At 62.6% G+C, this 16,249-nt stretch carries 20 protein-coding genes; 8 read left to right on the forward strand and 12 right to left on the reverse strand.

Going from position 1 to position 16,249, the window contains the following annotated elements:
• Positions 1-304 precede the first annotated feature (304 nt).
• Both AC2FME_RS12265 and AC2FME_RS12270 read left to right on the forward strand, forming a co-directional pair.
• A complete protein-coding gene (locus tag AC2FME_RS12265) occupies positions 305-595 on the forward strand; it encodes a hypothetical protein (protein ID WP_496679261.1) in 291 nt (96 codons plus the stop codon).
• 30 nt (positions 596-625) lie between these two features.
• Positions 626-1,168, forward strand: coding sequence for a hypothetical protein (locus AC2FME_RS12270; RefSeq protein ID WP_496679263.1), 543 nt, complete (start codon positions 626-628; stop codon positions 1,166-1,168).
• A gap of 4 nt (positions 1,169-1,172) precedes the next feature.
• Here the strand turns inward: AC2FME_RS12270 and AC2FME_RS12275 are convergent, their stop codons facing one another.
• A complete protein-coding gene (locus AC2FME_RS12275; RefSeq protein WP_496679264.1) occupies positions 1,173-1,937 on the reverse strand; it encodes a sulfite exporter TauE/SafE family protein in 765 nt (254 codons plus the stop codon).
• A 143-nt stretch (positions 1,938-2,080) separates the two neighbouring features.
• Between AC2FME_RS12275 and AC2FME_RS12280 the strand changes: the two genes are divergently transcribed.
• The 3 genes from AC2FME_RS12280 (at position 2,081) to AC2FME_RS12290 (ending at position 4,964) form a co-directional block, all read left to right on the forward strand.
• A complete protein-coding gene (locus AC2FME_RS12280) occupies positions 2,081-3,772 on the forward strand; it encodes an acyl-CoA dehydrogenase family protein (RefSeq protein WP_496741949.1) in 1,692 nt (563 codons plus the stop codon).
• A gap of 246 nt (positions 3,773-4,018) precedes the next feature.
• The gene (locus AC2FME_RS12285; RefSeq protein ID WP_496800564.1) at positions 4,019-4,546 is read left to right on the forward strand and encodes a hypothetical protein; all 528 of its coding nucleotides are present in this window, start codon (positions 4,019-4,021) and stop codon (positions 4,544-4,546) included.
• A gap of 25 nt (positions 4,547-4,571) precedes the next feature.
• Positions 4,572-4,964: an META domain-containing protein gene (locus AC2FME_RS12290; protein ID WP_496679269.1), complete on the forward strand. Its 393-nt coding sequence runs from the start codon at positions 4,572-4,574 to the stop codon at positions 4,962-4,964.
• Here AC2FME_RS12290 and recO read toward each other — a convergent pair.
• A complete protein-coding gene (gene recO, locus AC2FME_RS12295) occupies positions 4,948-5,673 on the reverse strand; it encodes a DNA repair protein RecO (RefSeq protein ID WP_496679272.1) in 726 nt (241 codons plus the stop codon). The genes AC2FME_RS12290 and recO overlap by 17 nt on opposite strands.
• A 159-nt stretch (positions 5,674-5,832) precedes the next feature.
• Between recO and trhA the strand changes: the two genes are divergently transcribed.
• On the forward strand, positions 5,833-6,495 hold the full coding sequence (gene trhA / locus AC2FME_RS12300) for a PAQR family membrane homeostasis protein TrhA (protein ID WP_496800565.1): 663 nt from the start codon (positions 5,833-5,835) through the stop codon (positions 6,493-6,495).
• Between the two features lie 98 nt (positions 6,496-6,593).
• A complete protein-coding gene (locus AC2FME_RS12305; RefSeq protein ID WP_496688809.1) occupies positions 6,594-7,367 on the forward strand; it encodes an FkbM family methyltransferase in 774 nt (257 codons plus the stop codon).
• A gap of 12 nt (positions 7,368-7,379) precedes the next feature.
• Here AC2FME_RS12305 and AC2FME_RS12310 read toward each other — a convergent pair whose 3' ends face one another.
• The 10 genes from AC2FME_RS12310 to folK form a co-directional block, all read right to left on the reverse strand.
• Positions 7,380-7,709 (reverse strand): DUF1491 family protein, encoded by a 330-nt coding sequence (locus AC2FME_RS12310; protein ID WP_496800566.1) that lies wholly within the window; start codon positions 7,707-7,709, stop codon positions 7,380-7,382.
• A complete protein-coding gene (gene era, locus AC2FME_RS12315; RefSeq protein ID WP_496800567.1) occupies positions 7,706-8,614 on the reverse strand; it encodes a GTPase Era in 909 nt (302 codons plus the stop codon). Before era ends, AC2FME_RS12310 begins: the two co-directional genes overlap by 4 nt.
• A 137-nt stretch (positions 8,615-8,751) precedes the next feature.
• The gene (gene rnc, locus AC2FME_RS12320) at positions 8,752-9,432 is read right to left on the reverse strand and encodes a ribonuclease III (RefSeq protein WP_496679279.1); all 681 of its coding nucleotides are present in this window, start codon (positions 9,430-9,432) and stop codon (positions 8,752-8,754) included.
• Complete coding sequence (gene lepB / locus AC2FME_RS12325; protein WP_496679280.1) at positions 9,429-10,265, reverse strand: signal peptidase I; 837 nt, start codon at positions 10,263-10,265, stop codon at positions 9,429-9,431. The genes rnc and lepB overlap by 4 nt, the downstream gene beginning before the upstream one ends.
• Before the next feature lie 29 nt (positions 10,266-10,294).
• Entirely contained in the window at positions 10,295-10,738 is a 444-nt protein-coding gene (acpS, locus tag AC2FME_RS12330) for a holo-ACP synthase (RefSeq protein ID WP_496800568.1), read from the reverse strand.
• Between the two features lies 1 nt (position 10,739).
• On the reverse strand, positions 10,740-11,513 hold the full coding sequence (locus tag AC2FME_RS12335; protein ID WP_496800569.1) for a pyridoxine 5'-phosphate synthase: 774 nt from the start codon (positions 11,511-11,513) through the stop codon (positions 10,740-10,742).
• Positions 11,506-12,204 (reverse strand): DUF2062 domain-containing protein, encoded by a 699-nt coding sequence (locus tag AC2FME_RS12340; RefSeq protein ID WP_496688802.1) that lies wholly within the window; start codon positions 12,202-12,204, stop codon positions 11,506-11,508. Before AC2FME_RS12340 ends, AC2FME_RS12335 begins: the two co-directional genes overlap by 8 nt.
• Before the next feature lie 16 nt (positions 12,205-12,220).
• Positions 12,221-14,353: a RelA/SpoT family protein gene (locus AC2FME_RS12345; protein ID WP_496688800.1), complete on the reverse strand. Its 2,133-nt coding sequence runs from the start codon at positions 14,351-14,353 to the stop codon at positions 12,221-12,223.
• Between the two features lie 26 nt (positions 14,354-14,379).
• On the reverse strand, positions 14,380-14,733 hold the full coding sequence (gene rpoZ, locus AC2FME_RS12350; protein WP_496679290.1) for a DNA-directed RNA polymerase subunit omega: 354 nt from the start codon (positions 14,731-14,733) through the stop codon (positions 14,380-14,382).
• An 86-nt stretch (positions 14,734-14,819) separates the two neighbouring features.
• The gene (folK, locus tag AC2FME_RS12355; RefSeq protein ID WP_496800570.1) at positions 14,820-15,398 is read right to left on the reverse strand and encodes a 2-amino-4-hydroxy-6-hydroxymethyldihydropteridine diphosphokinase; all 579 of its coding nucleotides are present in this window, start codon (positions 15,396-15,398) and stop codon (positions 14,820-14,822) included.
• A gap of 136 nt (positions 15,399-15,534) precedes the next feature.
• Here folK and AC2FME_RS12360 point away from each other — a divergent pair, with 136 nt between their 5' ends.
• A complete protein-coding gene (locus tag AC2FME_RS12360) occupies positions 15,535-16,107 on the forward strand; it encodes a LabA-like NYN domain-containing protein (protein WP_496679293.1) in 573 nt (190 codons plus the stop codon).
• Positions 16,108-16,249: the final 142 nt, after the last annotated feature.

Consider the following 16,249-nt stretch of genomic DNA (forward strand, 5'->3'; position numbering starts at 1 on the left):
TGTTGCGCATACAAATGCGTTGCTTGGCATGCGAACTTGCGATAGAGAAACTTCTCAACTCGCAAATAGCCCGGCGCTTGCGCACCGGGCCGGGACTGAAGACACACTGAAAATACCTTGAGGGCGACCTGCATCTGTTCACTCACCACAAGAACAGACCGTCTAATCAAGAGTATAGTGGACTAGTAGGGGGCTAGTGTCAACGTGACAGCGGAATGCCGCTTCGGGGCGCGCCAAGTGTTCCACCGAAACTGTTCCACCCAAACGGGGCGTTATGTTGGCAGCAAGAATATCAGGAATGAACATGACCGAAATCTCGAAACTGGCCGAATTGCGCAAACTGGTACACAGCATGGAGCGTACACTGGGTCTCGAGGAACTATCTCCGGTTGAACGCGACATTTATTATGCGGCCGAAGAATTGTCCAAGAACGGTTCCGAGATCCGCACCTATGGATTGATCGAACACACCCTGGTGCAAAGCATATCCAGACCGACTTTTTTCCGCGCACTGAAATCGCTGGTGCAGAAAGGCTATCTGGCGCACAGCGGAAACGCAAACAGGGGCCGCTATATCGTCAATGCGCCGCGTTGACCTGCTGCTGCGCTCGTTCAGCTGAACCTCATGCGATCGTGGATCACTGACACGTTTTTCGCCTCGCTGGCATATGTCGGAGCGTCATTTCTGACGTTTTCGGTTCTGATGCCTCTGCAGAACGTTTTCTTCCCGGAATACCCAAGCCGCGCCAGCCTGCTGTTTCTGCCACATGGCGTGCGGGTTCTGGCGGCCTGGCTGCTTGGATGGCGGGCCATTCCGGCGCTGTTTCCCGGAGTGTTCATCGTATTCGCACTGCTGGGCGGCGCGGATGTGTTTCTGGCAAACCGACTGCTGGCGATTGCCATCGCGGTCACGACGGCACCGGCGGTGTTCTACCTGCTGAAATGGGCGGGGTGGGATCTGTTTCCCGCCCCTGGCCGCAGCCCGTGCTGGGCCTGCATTATGGGGGTCGGTGTGATCACATCGATTCTGGTGTCCATCTTGACCAACTTGGCCTTCGGCAGTTCGACCTCGGAATATGTTGCGTTTCTTATTGGTGACATGTCAGGGCTGCTGTTTTTGATGTTCGGCTTGTATTTCGCCTTTCGCGTAGTCGACCGCCAGACCTGACCGATCACCCGACCAGACCGCGCCGCAACAGGTTTGCACCGGCGACCATCAGCACCAGCAGCGTTGCCTTGCGAAATGTGGCCTGATCGATCCGGTCGTGCAAGCGCAGCCCCAACCACATGCCTGCCACCGCGGGAACTGTCAGCGCCATGGAAAACGGCACCGTATCGGCGCGCAGCACCCCCGATCCCACATGCGCCACGGCCAGCGCCACGGCACCCAATCCGTAAATCACCCCCTGTATCCGCAGCTGCTCGGACTTGGGCGTGTTCAGCGCGGTCAGATAAGCCACGGTTGGCGGCCCCCAAACCCCGGAAATGCCCCCGACGAACCCGGCCATCGCGCCAATCGCAGCTTCGATCCGCGCCGAAGGCCGGGACAGGCTCAGCCCGAACCCCAGCAACTGCATCGCGGCAAAAAACGTGACGGGAAGACCGACCAGCAACAAGAACGCCCGCGCCGGCACAAGGCTGACCAACTGCGCGCTGGCAAGCAGGAACACCAGCCCCACCATCAGGAACACCCGGAACTGCCGAATGGCCGACACCGCCGCCGCACGCCCTTCGCGCAGGGCCTGAAACCCGTTCGTGACCAACGTGGGCAGGATGAGCCCGGCCAGGGCCAGTTGCGGCGGCAGCATCATGCTCAGCCCCGAAACAAGAACCATCGGCATGGCAAACCCGACCATGCCTTTGACCGCACCGGCCAGAAAGGCCACCGCGAAGGCAAGGCAGAGCTCGGGCCAACTCAGCATCGAAAACAGTGTCATGCCCTTAAATAACACCCTGCATTTCTTCTGCATCGCAAAAATCGTTGCGTAATTTTTGGACCTTTTCGACGCATTTTGTGAATTTTTGTTGCGCTGCACTTGCAGCATGATATGACCAGACAACCCAGCAAAGGACGTGATTCATGGCCCATGACGGACAAGATATGACGAACATGACTTCTCAGCCGGTTCTGCCCGATCTTCTGACCCTGACGGGGGCCGCGCTGCCGGCGGTTCAGTCCGTCTTTGACCGGGCGCGCGATGCAGTGCGCGAGATGGTCACGGCCGAGGGTCGCGTCTCGGGCGCCTTGGTCGAAGCGAACCAGACCGCCGCGCATGGGCTGGCCTGGCTGGCCACCTACAACCAGTCGCTGCAGCAGATGCAGAAATGGGCCGAGGCGCTGGACGCCCAGGGCAAGTTTGGCGAGATGGAGCAGTTGCTGCACCAAATCGCGTTTGGTGAATACCTGCACCAAGTCGCCGGCGGCATCCCGATGAACCAGGGCGAGGTCGTGCGCCTGCAGGATCTGGGGCTGGGCTGGGATGCGCTGTCGGGCTTCCAATGCGCCGAGGTGCAGACGCTGATGGCACAGGCCAACAGCCAGGCCGCGCGCAGCCGTCTGGTTCAGCTGATGCAAGACCAGTCCGGGGCCACGATGTTCGGCGCCTCGGGCCTGGATGAAGAGCTTGAGATGATCCGCGAGCAGTTCCGCCGCTATGCGCTGGATCGGGTCGAGCCCAACGCGCACGAGTGGCACCTGAAGGACGAACTGATCCCGATGGAAATCATCGAGGAACTGGCCGAGATGGGCGTCTTTGGCCTGACCATCCCCGAGGAATATGGCGGGTTCGGCCTGTCCAAAGCGTCGATGTGCGTGGTTTCCGAGGAACTGTCCCGCGGGTACATCGGCGTCGGCAGCTTGGGCACCCGGTCCGAGATCGCGGCCGAACTGATCCTGGCGGGCGGCACCGATGCACAAAAGGCCCAATGGCTGCCCAAGATCGCGAGCGCGGAGATCCTGCCCACCGCCGTCTTCACCGAACCGAACACCGGCTCGGACCTCGGCAGCCTGCGCACCCGCGCGGTCAAGGACGAGAACGGCGACTACAAGATCACCGGCAACAAGACCTGGATCACCCATGCCGCGCGCACCCATGTGATGACGCTGCTGGCACGCACCGATCCCGAAACCACCGACCATCGCGGATTGTCGATGTTCCTGGCCGAAAAGACGCCCGGCACCGACGACAACCCATTCCCGACCCCCGGTATGACCGGCGGCGAGATCGAGGTGCTGGGCTATCGCGGCATGAAGGAATACGAGCTGGCCTTCGACGGCTTCCACGTCAAGGGCGAGAACCTGCTGGGCGGCGAGGAAGGCAAGGGCTTCAAGCAGCTCATGGAAACCTTCGAATCCGCGCGCATCCAAACCGCCGCCCGCGCCATCGGCGTGGCCCAAAGCGCGCTGGACATCGCCATGCAATACGCGCAGGAGCGCAAGCAGTTCGGCAAGGCCCTGATCAACTTCCCGCGCGTGTCGGGCAAGCTGGCGATGATGGCGGTCGAGATCATGATCGCCCGTCAGCTGACCTATTTCAGCGCCTGGGAGAAGGACAACGGCCACCGCTGCGACCTGGAGGCCGGGATGGCCAAGCTGCTGGGCGCGCGTGTTGCCTGGGCGGCGGCCGACAACGGGTTGCAGATCCACGGCGGCAACGGTTTCGCGCTGGAATATAAGATCAGCCGCGTTCTGTGCGATGCCCGCATTCTGAACATCTTTGAAGGCGCCGCCGAGATCCAGGCGCAAGTCATCGCGCGGCGTCTGCTGGCCTGAGCGCCAGTACGTCGCGGATTCCCCAACTTGACCCGGACCGGTGCCGGGTCTTTTCTTTTGCGGCAATCCAGTAGTGCCGAATGACCAGATCTGCCGTATTCAATTCACCCAACTCGACCCACCAGACACGATGGCGCGCTAAATTCCCGCTTGGGCCCCGGTACAGGTTTCAGCTAAGTAGCTATCGAACCGCATCATGCTGCGCCGCGGCTACGCAGATGCCGACCTGATCTTTGCGGAGTGACCATGGCGCGCCTTCTGATCCTTGTTCTTGGCTTCCTGCTTGCGGGATGCAGCACGCCGTCCGGCACACCCTCGGGCGATGTTGCCGGTCTGACCCGCGCCATTCAGAACCTCGGCCCCGATGTCCATCCGCAGGAAGCCGCCCGCGCGGCACAAATCGCTCATGACTATGCGCTGCAGCTGAGGGCCGAGTATCGGGTCACCGATCCGGCGATCATTCACAACGCCAAGGTCATCAACGGTTTTCGCGAACGCGGGCTGTGCAATGACTGGGCCGAGGATATCCTGAAGCGGCTGCGGCAAGAGAACTTCCGCACGCTGGACCTGCACTGGATCACCTCGCCGCCGACCTCGTTCCGCATCATCCACCACTCCGCCGCGATCAGCGCCAAGGGCGGCGGGCCCTATGACGCGATCGTGCTGGACGGTTGGCGCAACGGGGGTGACCTGTTCTGGGCGCCGGTGCGCGAGGACACGCGCTACAACTGGCGTCCACGGATGGAGGTGCGCACCGAACTGCTGGCGCAATGACGCCAAGTCGGGATAGAAAGCCCTCATGCTGCGCCTGAGCCTGATCCTGCCCGCCCTTGCCCTGTTGCAATGTGATCGCGACGAAAGCGTCGCCGCCTATGGCGCGGCCGACCGCACCTGGGTGCTGCAGGAAGTTAACGGCCAGTCCTATGACGCGAGCGCCTTGCTGCGCTTTCCCGAAGAAGGCAAGATTGCCGGCAACGCGCCCTGCAACAGCTACTCGGGCACATTGAGCGCGCCCTATCCGTGGTTCGAAATCGCCGACCTGACCGCCACCCGCGCCGCTTGCGCCGGACTTGAGGCCGAAGGGTTCTATTTCGCCGCGCTGCTGGCGATGACGCAGTCCGAGGTATCGGGCGACGTGCTGATCCTGCGCAACGAGGACGGGCACGAGATGGTGTTCAAAGCCGCCGAGTGAACTGATCGACAAAGCGGGCGCGGGCTTCGGGCAACGGCGTGTGACCCAGCGATGGCGCCACGCGATGCGCCAGAAAATAGCCGGTTGTGCGCAGCCCGGCGGCGACCTCGTCATCCGGGGCGGCCCCCTGCCCGCGCAACACCGGCGGCAGAGGCAACAGCCGTTCGGCCCAATCCCCGGCGCCTTCGGCACTGACCGCCCGACCTGTCTTGGGCGAGACATAGGCCAGCCCCTCGGTCGTGCCGGTCACGGCGCAGCGTGTCAGGTCCAGCCCAAAGCCCAACTCTTCAAGCAAGGCCAGTTCCCAGCGCAGATAGGCCAGCGGCCAGATCTCATCCTGGCCCAGCAGATCCATCAGCTGTTCCGTCTGCCGGTAGAGGCCGGGGTGTGGTTCGCGTTCGGGCAGGCAGAAGGACAGCAGCGCCACGACCACGTTCAGCCCTGACAACGCCAACCGCCCCGAAAACGCCGCCGCCGCGCGCGAGCGCAGCGGCTCGACCTGGAAGGTGCCGATATGTTCCTGCAATCGCGCCCGCCATAGCACGTCCAACTGCGCGCCGGGTTGCAGGATGGGCGCAATCTTGCGGCTGGCACCCCCGCGCACCACGCCCGCATGGCGGCCATGGGTTTCGGTGAACACCTCGATGATGGCCGCAGTTTCGCCGTGGCGGCGGGTGGTCAGAAGAATGCCATGGTCGCGCCAGTCCATGCGGGGCCTTTGGTTTGCCTTGAGGTCGCGTCGAACCGTGACGGTACGGCGCGGCGCAAAAAGAAGCAAATTCAATCGAAGAACTCCAACTGACGCGCCGGAATTGTGGACTTGAATTCGCAGCGGCATTACCCGGAACGGGCAGCCACGAGGCCAGACATGACCGACGCAACCTTTCCCAGCATTTCCCCCGCCTTCCGCCGCGCGGACATGGCGGTGCATGCGCTGGGGCTGGCGTTGATCTTGGGCGCGGGCGGCACGCTGCTGTCAAAAGCGATGGCCCATCTGCAAGGTGCGCTGGTGGCTGCGGTCTTGGTCTATGTGGCGTGCGCGCTGGCGTCGAACATGGCGTCCTGGGCCTATCACTTTCTGCCGCTGCACGAGCGGCGGACGCTGCTGCGGCGCATCGACCACGCGGCGATCTATCCCAGCATCGCCGGCACCTTCACGCCGTTCTTCGTTCTGGCTGGCACGCCTTGGACGATGGGTCTGCTGGTGGTGTCCTGGGCTCTGACGGCGGTGGCGGTCTGGAACAAGACAACCAATGAAACCGTGAAATCGCGCTGGTCGACCGCGTCCTACCTAGGACTGGGAGCGCTGGGGCTGCTGGCCCTGCCCGACCTGCGGAGCGTACCCGTAGCGACACTTTGGTGCATTCTGGCCGGGTCGGGCTGCTATGTAGTCGGAACCGCGTTCTATGCCCGCAAGACGCTGCCCTACCGCTATGCGATCTGGCACGTCTGGGTGAACCTGGGCGGGGTCGCCATGTTCGCGGGCGTCTGGCTGGCACTGTCGCCCCTGTGGGTGCCCGGAGCATCCTGACGGGCGCGGAAAGGCCCGATCAGGAATAAGTGTTTTTCAGCGCAGATCCCACTGATAGAAAGCACTCGGAACGGGGAACTAAAACGGGATCTACCGCCATGGACTGGCCGAATGACCTTCTACGCGACATCTTCAATGACCCGGACACCCCCAACAAGATCAGAAAACGCATCCGCCGCGAATTGAAACCCACCGAGGTCGACTATCGCGGGTGCCGAATGCGCATTCATCCCGCCGACAACAACACGGAATTTCAGATCTGGCGCATGGGGCGCACCCAGGAAGAACGTGCTTTGCGGCATATTCTGAAAGACCTGCCCAAAGACCGCCCGATCGTGGCCTATGACGTTGGCGCCAATGCCGGGGCTCACACCCTGCGCCTGGCAGCGGTCGCGGCACCCGGATCAGTGATCCATGCATTCGAACCCAACCCTGTCATGCGGGCGCGGCTGGAAGAAAACATCCACCTGAACGCATTTGACTGCATCCGGGTCCATGATTGCGCGATTTCGGACAATAGCGGCGAGATGGAGCTGTTTGTGCCGGCGCAGGGAAACCTGGGGCTGGCCAGACTGGGCGAACCGATGCGCGGCGCCAACGGCATATCGGTTCAGGTGCGGACGCTGACCGAGTTTCTGCCATCCGACCCGGATACGCCGATCGACCTAGTCAAGGTGGATGTCGAGGGCCAGGAAGACCGGGTGCTTGCCCCGCTGATCACCGAAGCTTCGGCCACCCAGAAACCCAAATCGATCTTCTTCGAACTCCAGCACGAACGCTTCTGGTCGGTCGATATTGCGGGTCTTTTGGAGCAAAACGGATATGAATTACGCGGTAAATTCGGGCGCAACGCGCTGTATCGGCTGACCTGAAAGGTCCAGGTCTCAGTCCAGCCCTTCCTCGTTCAAAAGATGCCGGCTTTGCCGGTCTTCGACCTCGATTACCCAGAGGTCGGGGTCAAAGCTGCGCTGGCGGGCGATCGCCTCGTCCACCTCAGCCTCGGGACCTTTGGCCAGCTCGATCCATTTTCGTGCGCCGCTGAGCAGGTCAAAGCTGCGCTGAAAGGCGGTGGCCTTGCCGTCGAGCGTGTTGAGCTTGACCAGAACCGCGCCGGCAGTGTCGTCGCCATGGGCTACGACAAAGGCGGGGATCTCGTGCAGGCGCAGCCGGGCCAGGTAGGCGTGGACCCAGAACTCGGCCGTCAGGCGGGTCATGTGTTGCCGTCTTTGAAATCCAGACCCATCTCCGAGTAGCGCTCGGCCTCTTCCAGCCAGTTGGGCCGGACCTTCACCTGCAGGAACAGGTGGACTTTGCGATCAAGGAAATCCTCCAACTCGGCCCGAGCAGTCTGGCTGATGGCCTTGATCGTCTCGCCGCGCTTGCCCAGCACGATGCCCTTGTGGCCGTCGCGCACAACATAGATCACCTGGTCGATCCTGGCCGAACCATCCTTGCGTTCTTCCCAGTTCTCGGTCTCGACAGTCAGCTGATAGGGCAATTCCTGATGCAGGCGCAGGGTCAGCTTCTCGCGCGTAATTTCGGCCGCGATCATGCGCAGCGGCAGATCGGCGATCTGGTCTTCAGGGTAGAGCCAGGGGCCTTCGGGCAATTGCTGCGCCAGCCATTTGCGCAGGTCATCGACGCCGTGGCCTTTTTCAGCCGAAATCATGAAGGTTTCGGCAAAGGGGAAGCGGTCATTCAGTTCGCGGGTCAGTGACAGCAGCGCGGGGGCCTCGACCCGGTCGATCTTGTTGATCGCCAGCGCCACCTTGCGGCCTTGCGCGATCTCGGACAGGCCATCCAGGATACGCTCAACGCCTTCGGTGATACCGCGATGCGCCTCGACCATCAGAACGATGATGTCAGCATCGGCCGCCCCGCCCCAGGCCGCCGCGACCATCGCGCGGTCAAGTCGGCGGCGGGGTTTGAACAGACCCGGCGTGTCGACGAAGACCAGTTGCGCATCACCCTCCATCGCAACGCCGCGGATACGGGCGCGCGTGGTCTGCACCTTGTGCGTCACGATAGAGACCTTGGCCCCGACCATGCGGTTCAGAAGGGTGGATTTGCCTGCGTTGGGCTCTCCGATCAGGGCGATGAATCCGGCGCGTGTCGTCATGGTGTCGTTGGTCCTGGTTGCAAGTCTGTTTCCCTACCGCAGAACGGCGTCGGGGGCCAGCCCTGGACTGCGTCGTGAGCCGGGAGGCCAGCCCCCGGGCCCCCCGGGATATTTTCAGCCAGATGAAGGCGGGCCGATTACTTGGGCAGACTGTCCAGCAAGGCACGTGCGGCGGCCTGTTCGGCCTGACGCTTGGAGGGCGCAGTGGCCTGAGCCTCGGGGCCGGATTCCAGCCGGGCGGCGATGGTGAAGACCGGAGCGTGATCAGGCCCTGTGCGCGACAGCTCGACATAGCTGGGCGGTTTCTGACCGCGGGCCTGGGCCCATTCCTGAAGCGCGGTCTTGGCGTCGCGGGCATCAGCCTTGACCGTATGGATCCGATCTCCCCAGAGCTTGAGGATCACGTCACGTGCAGCCTCGAACCCGGCATCGCGATAGACGGCGGCAATCACCGCCTCCATCGCGTCGCCCAGCAACGCCTGTTTGCGGCGGCCGCCCGACATCATCTCGGACCGCCCCAGCTTCAGCACTGCGCCCAGGTCGATCTGACGGGCGACCTCGGCACAGGTCTCCTTGCGCACAAGCGCGTTGAACCGCGGCGCCAACTGGCCTTCGGTGGCGGTCTTGTCGGCCTCGAGCAGTGCGCTGGCCATCACCAGGCCTAACACCCGGTCACCGAGGAATTCGAGCCGCTGGTTGTCAGGCCGTGTGGCCGAAGAGACCGACCCGTGCGTCAGCGCCCGCACCAGCAGTTCGGGATTGGCGAACTGGTGCCCGAGGCGTTTCTGGAACGCCTTCATGTCAGCCGACAGCTTCAATGGATTGCCTTGAAGAACCTGTCGCCCCGCCAGGTCCAGAAGAACAGCATCGACCGGCCCGCAGACGAGAACATGATGCGATCGGCGCGACCGATCAGGTTTTCATAAGGCACGTAACCGACCCCGCCAGCCGATTGCGGCAGGCGCGAGTCGGCCGAGTTGTCGCGGTTGTCACCCATGAAGAAATAGTGGCCCTCGGGTACGAGGTAGATACCGGTGTTGTCCGATCCCTGGTTGCCGATGTTCAGGATTTCGTGCTGAACGCCGTTGGGCAGGGTTTCGATGAAGCGTGACTTCTCGCAGGTGCCGCCGACACCGACCGGGCCGTTTTCGCAGCGCGGGCGCAGGCGCTGCGGGCCTTGCGGCTCGGCGATCTCGGTGAAGGTGCCGTCGGGGGTCTGCTTGACCTCGACCCCGTTGATGTAGACCACCCCACCGCGCACCTGGATGCGGTCGCCCGGCAGGCCGATCAGCCGTTTGATGTAGTCGCGGCCGGTGACCGGGTGGCGGAACACGATCACATCGCCGCGTTCCGGCTCTCCGCCCAGCAGACGGGTGTTGTCTCCACCCATCCAGCCGCAGATGTCTTCGGCATCGATGTTGAGTCCGACACTGGGGATGATCAGGCTGGGGCACGAGGCGTAGGAGTAGCCATAGGCCATCTTGTTGACGAACAGGAAGTCGCCGATCAGCAGCGTGGGTTTCATCGATCCCGACGGAATCCAGAAAGGCTGAAAGAACAGAGTGCGGAAAACGCCCGCGATCAGCAGGGCATAGACGATGGTCTTGATCGTCTCCCAGATGGCGTTTCCGGATTTGGCTTGCTCGGCCATACTGCTCTCCAGTCCTTGCGTCGTTGGGGCTACATGCGGGGCGATCGAGGCCAAGTCAAGGCCACGTCCGAATCGGCCACGGGGCGGGCCTCGATCACAACGAAAGCCTGGGCCCAGGGGTGGTCATCAGTCAGGGTGACGTGGATGATGGCCTCGTGCCCATCGGGCGTCATCTCGCGCAGCCGCTCAGCCGCCCAGCCGGTGACGTGCATCACGGGTTGCCCGGTGTGCAGGTTGGTCACGGCCATGTCCTTCCAGGCGATGCCCATGCGCAAGCCGGTGCCCAGCGCCTTGGAGCAGGCCTCTTTCGCGGCCCAGCGCTTGGCATAGGTGCCGGCGGTGTCGGCGCGCCGCTCGGCCTTGCGCTGCTCGGTCTCGGTGAAGACACGATTGCGGAACCGGTCGCCGAACCGGTCAAGCGTGCCCTGGATACGGTCGATATTCGCCAGATCGGTGCCGATGCCGAGGATCATGTCAGGCGTCGACCTTTCCTGAATGCGACGGCGCTCGCGCCTCGTCAATCAGGCGGCGCATTTCATGGATGGCCGGACCCAGACCGCGGAAGATGGCCTCACCGATCAGGAAATGGCCGATGTTGAGTTCGCGCAGTTCGGGGAAGGCTGCCACGGGCTGCACCGTGTCATAGGTCAGACCGTGGCCGGCGTGTACTTCGAGCCCCAGCGCATGAGCAAAGGAGGACATCTCACGCAACGCGTCCAGTTCTCGTCGCGCGTCGTCCATCCGGCCTTCGGCATGGGCGTCGCAATAGGCGCCAGTGTGCAGCTCGATCACCTGCGCGCCGATGCGGTGGGCGGCCTCGATCTGCTTGCGGTCGGCGGCGATGAAGATCGATACGCGGCAGCCCGCGTCACGCAGTGGCGCGATGAAATGGGCAAGGCGATTTTCCTCGCGCGCGACTTCCAACCCGCCCTCTGTGGTGCGCTCCTCGCGCTTTTCGGGGACGATGCAGACCGCGTGCGGCTTGTGGCGCAGGGCAATCGCCTGCATCTCGGGGGTGGCAGCCATTTCAAAGTTCAGCGGCACAGACAGCACCTGCATCAAGCCTTCGATGTCAGCGTCGGAAATGTGGCGGCGGTCTTCGCGCAGATGCGCGGTGATGCCATCGGCACCGGCCTCTTCGGCCAGTTTGGCCGCGCGCAGCGGGTCGGGATATGCCCCGCCGCGCGCGTTGCGCACGGTGGCCACGTGGTCGATGTTCACGCCCAGACGCAGGTGAGTGTCAGACATCTTTCGATTCCTTTCTGGTCGCCCGCGCCGAGCCTAGAGGGTTTGTTTGCGAAACGGCAGGGGCTGCTTCGGCGCGGCGTTTGATTTCCTCGAACTTGGCTTTGATCTTGGCCCGGCGGCGCTGTTGATAGGTGCGGATCAGCGGCAGGCTGATATAGCCGCAGATCACTCCGGCCACGATACCCGGGATGATACCGCCGATCATGTAAGGGTAGAATACGCCGTCATAGAACTGCGCCCAGCCATGCCAGTCGGCGACGCGGTCGGTGAACAGAGCCACGAAATTGTTCTTCAGATCCCCAAGCGCATCGGCGAATTTGCGCATCAGCCCCTGGGTGTCGCCCTCATCATATTTTGTGCCCAGCAGGAAATGCCCGGTCTGCAGGCAGATCACCCCGATCGGCACATAGGTCAGCGGGTTGCCGAAAAACGTGCCGCTGAGCGCGGCCAGAATGTTGCCGTTGATCAGCCGGGCCAGCACCGCAGCCACCACGAAATGCAACCCGTAGAACGGCGTGAACGAGGCGAACACTCCGGCGCCAATGCCGCGCGCGATACGCTCGGGCGTATCGGGCAGACGCCGGACGCGGTGTTTGACATAGTGAAAGGCCCGGGTCCAACCGCCGCGCGGATAAACGAACTCCGAGGCGGCCTGAAGAGCAGAGCGGCGATCACGGCGCTTGAATACCACTCCTGCGTGTCCCCTCTCAGCTTGCTGCGACCGCAGCGTCCCGCGTGTTTCGATACCGTTCGACCGCCGCGACATCGCTTTCGGCCTCGAGCATCAGCATCAGCGAATGCAGCTGTTGCAGGTCGCGCACCTCGACGCTGAGTAAAAGGCGGTAAAAATCCGGTTTGCGGTCCACGAATTCCAAGTTCGAGATATTGGCCTTTTTCTCGCCGATCAATGTGCAAATACGCCCCAGCACCCCGGCATCGTTGCCGATGGTCAGATCCAGCGTGGCGCCGTACGCCGCCGGGTGCGTACCCGAATGCCAGTGCAGATCAACCCAGCGCTGCGGTTGGTCTTCGAATTCGGTCAGGCGACCGCAGTCGATGGCATGCACCACTACACCTTTCCCGCGCGAAGTGATGCCCACGATCCTTTCCCCCGGAAGCGGCTGACAACAGGGCGCACGCTCGAATTTCTGGCCCGGTTCCAGGCCAATCACCGCGCGGCGCAGCGGGATCGCCTCGCCCTCATCCTTGGTCAGCTCGGGATAGACCACGGCGACCACGTCATGGGCTGTCAGTTCGGCACTGCCGACCCGGGCCAGCAACTCGTCGCTGTCCTTGATCCGCAGTTGCTTGGCAGCGGTCTCCAGCGCCTTGTCGGTCGCCTTGCGGCCCACGTGCTCGAACCCCGCGCGCACCAATTCGCGGCCCAGCTTGATGAATCTTTCGCGGTCGACCTCGCGCAGGGCGCGGCGGATGGCGGTGCGGGCCTTGCCGGTCACGGCAATCTCAAGCCATGTCACCTGCGGCGTCTGGCCGTCTGCGGTGATGATGTCGACCGATTGGCCGTTCTTGAGCCGGGTCCACAGCGGCACCCGGATGCCGTCGACCTTGGCCCCCACGCAGGCATGGCCGATGCGGGTGTGGATCGCATAGGCGAAATCGATCGGCGTTGCCCCACGCGGCAACTTGACCACATCGCCCTTGGGCGTGAAGCAGAACACCTGGTCGGAATACATCTCGAGCTTGACCGCTTCGAGAAAATCCTCGTGGTCTTCCTCGGCGTTGAACTGTTCGGTCAGGCTCGCGATCCACTTGGCAGGGTCCACCGCAAAGGGGTTCTCGGTCCGCACCCCGTCCCGGTAGGACCAATGCGCCGCCACACCGGACTCGGCAACATCGTGCATCTGCCGGGTTCGGATCTGCACCTCGACCCGCTTGCCGTCACGCCCGGAAACGGTCGTGTGGATCGAGCGATAGCCGTTCGATTTGGGCTGACTGATGTAATCCTTGAACCGCCCCGGCACCGCACGCCAGCGTTGATGGATCGCGCCCAGCGCGCGATAGCAGTCTTCCTCGGTCTGGGTGATGATGCGGAAGCCATAGATGTCGGACAGGCGCGAGAAGCCCTGATCCTTTTCCTGCATCTTGCGCCAGATCGAATAGGGTTTCTTGGCGCGGCCGAACACCTCGGCCTCGATCCCCGCTTTCTCCAACTCGTGCCGCATGTCCCCGGTGATGCGGTGGATCACGTCACCGGTTTCGCGCTGCAGCGTGATGAAACGACGGATGATCGACTGGCGGCCTTCGGGGTTGAGGACACGGAAGGCCAGATCCTCAAGCTCTTCACGCATCCACTGCATGCCCATCCGGCCGGCCAGAGGCGCGAAGATGTCCATCGTCTCGCGCGCTTTCTGCACCTGCTTTTCAGGGCGCATCGCCTTGATCGTGCGCATATTGTGCAGACGGTCGGCCAGCTTGACCAGAATGACCCGCAGGTCCTTGGACATGGCCATGAACAGCTTGCGAAAATTCTCGGCCTGCTTGGTTTCGCGGCTGGAAAGCTGGAGATTGGTCAGCTTGGTGACACCGTCGACCAGCATCGCCACCTCGTCACCGAACAACTCGGCGATCTTGGAGTAGCTCGCCTTGGTGTCCTCGATCGTGTCGTGCAGCAGCGCCGTGATGATGGTCGCATCGTCCAGACGCTGTTCGGTCAGAATGGCCGCCACCGCGACTGGGTGCGAGAAATAGGGCTCGCCCGAGTGCCGGAACTGGCCTTCGTGCATCTTCTTGCCAAACTCGTAGGCCCGGATGATGCGATCGGCATTTGTCTTGGGGTTGTAGTTGCGGACCAGCGCAACCAGGTCTTCAGCTGAAATCATCCGGTCCGCACCTTCGTGTTCAGGGCTTACCCCTGGCCCTGAGCCTCCATCAGGGCGCGCAGGAGTTTTTCTTCCGACATGTCGTCATCTGCGGGCTTGTCCGATTCGGCCCCCATCAGCAACGCCATCTGATCCTCTTCAGGCTCGTCGACCTCGATCTGGGTCTGGTTGGCCTCTATCAGACGCTCGCGCAGTTCGTCCGAGGTCTGGGTTTCCTCGGCAATCTCGCGCAGGGCTACGACCGGGTTTTTGTCGTTGTCGCGGTCGATCGTGATCGGCGCGCCGGCGGAAATTTCGCGCGCGCGGTGGGCAGCGAGCATCACCAGTTCGAACCGGTTCGGAACCTTGTCTACGCAATCTTCGACCGTCACGCGGGCCATGAGGCGCTCTCCACTAATGAATCCATGTCAGGAAGACGCTTATCTAAGCGCGAATCCCCGCCATGACAAGCGGGAAATGCCCTTTTTCACGTGGCATCCAGCGGCGTGACCGCGGCGACATCGTCCGGCGGCAGGCGTTCGATCATTTCATTAACCGTCAGGCCCAGCACCGGGTGCCGCCAGCCCGGCGCCACCTCCGCCATCGGAACCAGAACGAAGGCGCGGTCCTGCAGGCGCGGATGCGGTAGGATCAACTGCTCGGGAGCCGCCTCTCGCTGCCGGTCGAGCGGCAGGTTCAGCCAATGGTCGAACGCGGCAGCATCGGGCAGAACGCGATCGCCCCAGCAGACGAGGTCCAGGTCAAGTGTGCGCATCCCCCAGCGCTGCTGGCGGGCACGGCCGAAATCGGCCTCGACCCTGTGCAGAAGGGTCAGAACCTCCTGCGGGGCCGCCTCGGTCTCGACCAGCGCGGCGGCATTGACATAATCTGGTCCGGCGCCCGCCGGAAAACACGGGGTCGAAAAGAACCGGCTGACAGCGCGAATCACCAAGCCCTCACCGGCCAATGCGTCGACAGCCCTGCGAACTGTCACCTTGGGTTCATATGATCTCAGTTTGAGATTTGCCCCCAGCGCGATGACCGCTTTTGACGTGGAGTTGACCATAAATAACCCTATGTTCAGACCTGAGCGCACTTGCGATACATGCGGAATCTCTTATTTTAAAGCGACCGGCGCGTGATTTCTCATCACTCACTCACTTACACCACCGCGCGCTGGTCAATACCGGAAGGACGATTTTATGTTTTACAAGGACGAACGGCTGGCGCTGTTCATCGACGGCTCGAATCTGTACGCCGCCGCGAAAGCCCTGGGATTTGATATTGATTACAAGTTGCTGCGTCAGGAGTTCATGCGTCGCGGCAAGCTTCTGAGGGCCTTTTACTACACAGCGCTGCTGGAAAACGACGAATATTCGCCGATCCGCCCCTTGGTCGACTGGCTGAACTACAACGGTTTCACCATGGTGACCAAACCGGCCAAGGAATACACCGACAGCATGGGGCGCCGTAAGGTCAAGGGGAACATGGATATCGAACTGACAGTCGATGCCATGGAACTGGCGCCACGGGTGGATCATATCGTGCTGTTCTCGGGCGATGGGGATTTCCGCCCGCTGATTGCCAGCCTGCAACGTCAGGGCGTGCGCGTGTCGGTGGTTTCGACCATCCGCAGCCAGCCGCCGATGATCTCGGACGAACTGCGGCGCCAGGCCGACAACTTCATCGAACTGGACGATCTGCGCGACGTGATCGGGCGCCCGCCGCGCGAGGCGTCGGACGAGCCGCGCAATGTGGCGGTGGCCGGGAAGTAACGTCTCCCACGGCCCACTCCTGCGGATCAATGGCGCGGCCGGGACGGAAAGCCCCAGCCGCGCGTCTTCAAAAAAGAACCTGTGCTCAAACACCGGCACCTTGGCATGTGTTTGTGTCAGCGAAATGACACCCGTCCCGTCT

Source organism: Ruegeria sp. BHSC026 (assembly GCF_059613065.1).

Coding starts and splice junctions, on each gene's coding strand:
- AC2FME_RS12305 (WP_496688809.1), top strand. CDS start 6,594: ATGGACTGGCCGAATGACCTTCTACGCGACATCTTCAATGACCCGGAC.
- folK (WP_496800570.1), bottom strand. CDS start 15,398: ATGGTCAACTCCACGTCAAAAGCGGTCATCGCGCTGGGGGCAAATCTC.
- trhA (WP_496800565.1), top strand. CDS start 5,833: ATGACCGACGCAACCTTTCCCAGCATTTCCCCCGCCTTCCGCCGCGCG.
- era (WP_496800567.1), bottom strand. CDS start 8,614: ATGACGACACGCGCCGGATTCATCGCCCTGATCGGAGAGCCCAACGCA.
- AC2FME_RS12360 (WP_496679293.1), top strand. CDS start 15,535: ATGTTTTACAAGGACGAACGGCTGGCGCTGTTCATCGACGGCTCGAAT.
- AC2FME_RS12285 (WP_496800564.1), top strand. CDS start 4,019: ATGGCGCGCCTTCTGATCCTTGTTCTTGGCTTCCTGCTTGCGGGATGC.
- AC2FME_RS12290 (WP_496679269.1), top strand. CDS start 4,572: ATGCTGCGCCTGAGCCTGATCCTGCCCGCCCTTGCCCTGTTGCAATGT.
- acpS (WP_496800568.1), bottom strand. CDS start 10,738: ATGATCCTCGGCATCGGCACCGATCTGGCGAATATCGACCGTATCCAG.
- AC2FME_RS12270 (WP_496679263.1), top strand. CDS start 626: ATGCGATCGTGGATCACTGACACGTTTTTCGCCTCGCTGGCATATGTC.
- lepB (WP_496679280.1), bottom strand. CDS start 10,265: ATGGCCGAGCAAGCCAAATCCGGAAACGCCATCTGGGAGACGATCAAG.
- AC2FME_RS12275 (WP_496679264.1), bottom strand. CDS start 1,937: ATGACACTGTTTTCGATGCTGAGTTGGCCCGAGCTCTGCCTTGCCTTC.
- AC2FME_RS12335 (WP_496800569.1), bottom strand. CDS start 11,513: ATGTCTGACACTCACCTGCGTCTGGGCGTGAACATCGACCACGTGGCC.
- recO (WP_496679272.1), bottom strand. CDS start 5,673: ATGGACTGGCGCGACCATGGCATTCTTCTGACCACCCGCCGCCACGGC.
- AC2FME_RS12280 (WP_496741949.1), top strand. CDS start 2,081: ATGGCCCATGACGGACAAGATATGACGAACATGACTTCTCAGCCGGTT.
- AC2FME_RS12345 (WP_496688800.1), bottom strand. CDS start 14,353: ATGATTTCAGCTGAAGACCTGGTTGCGCTGGTCCGCAACTACAACCCC.
- AC2FME_RS12310 (WP_496800566.1), bottom strand. CDS start 7,709: ATGACCCGCCTGACGGCCGAGTTCTGGGTCCACGCCTACCTGGCCCGG.
- AC2FME_RS12265 (WP_496679261.1), top strand. CDS start 305: ATGACCGAAATCTCGAAACTGGCCGAATTGCGCAAACTGGTACACAGC.
- rpoZ (WP_496679290.1), bottom strand. CDS start 14,733: ATGGCCCGCGTGACGGTCGAAGATTGCGTAGACAAGGTTCCGAACCGG.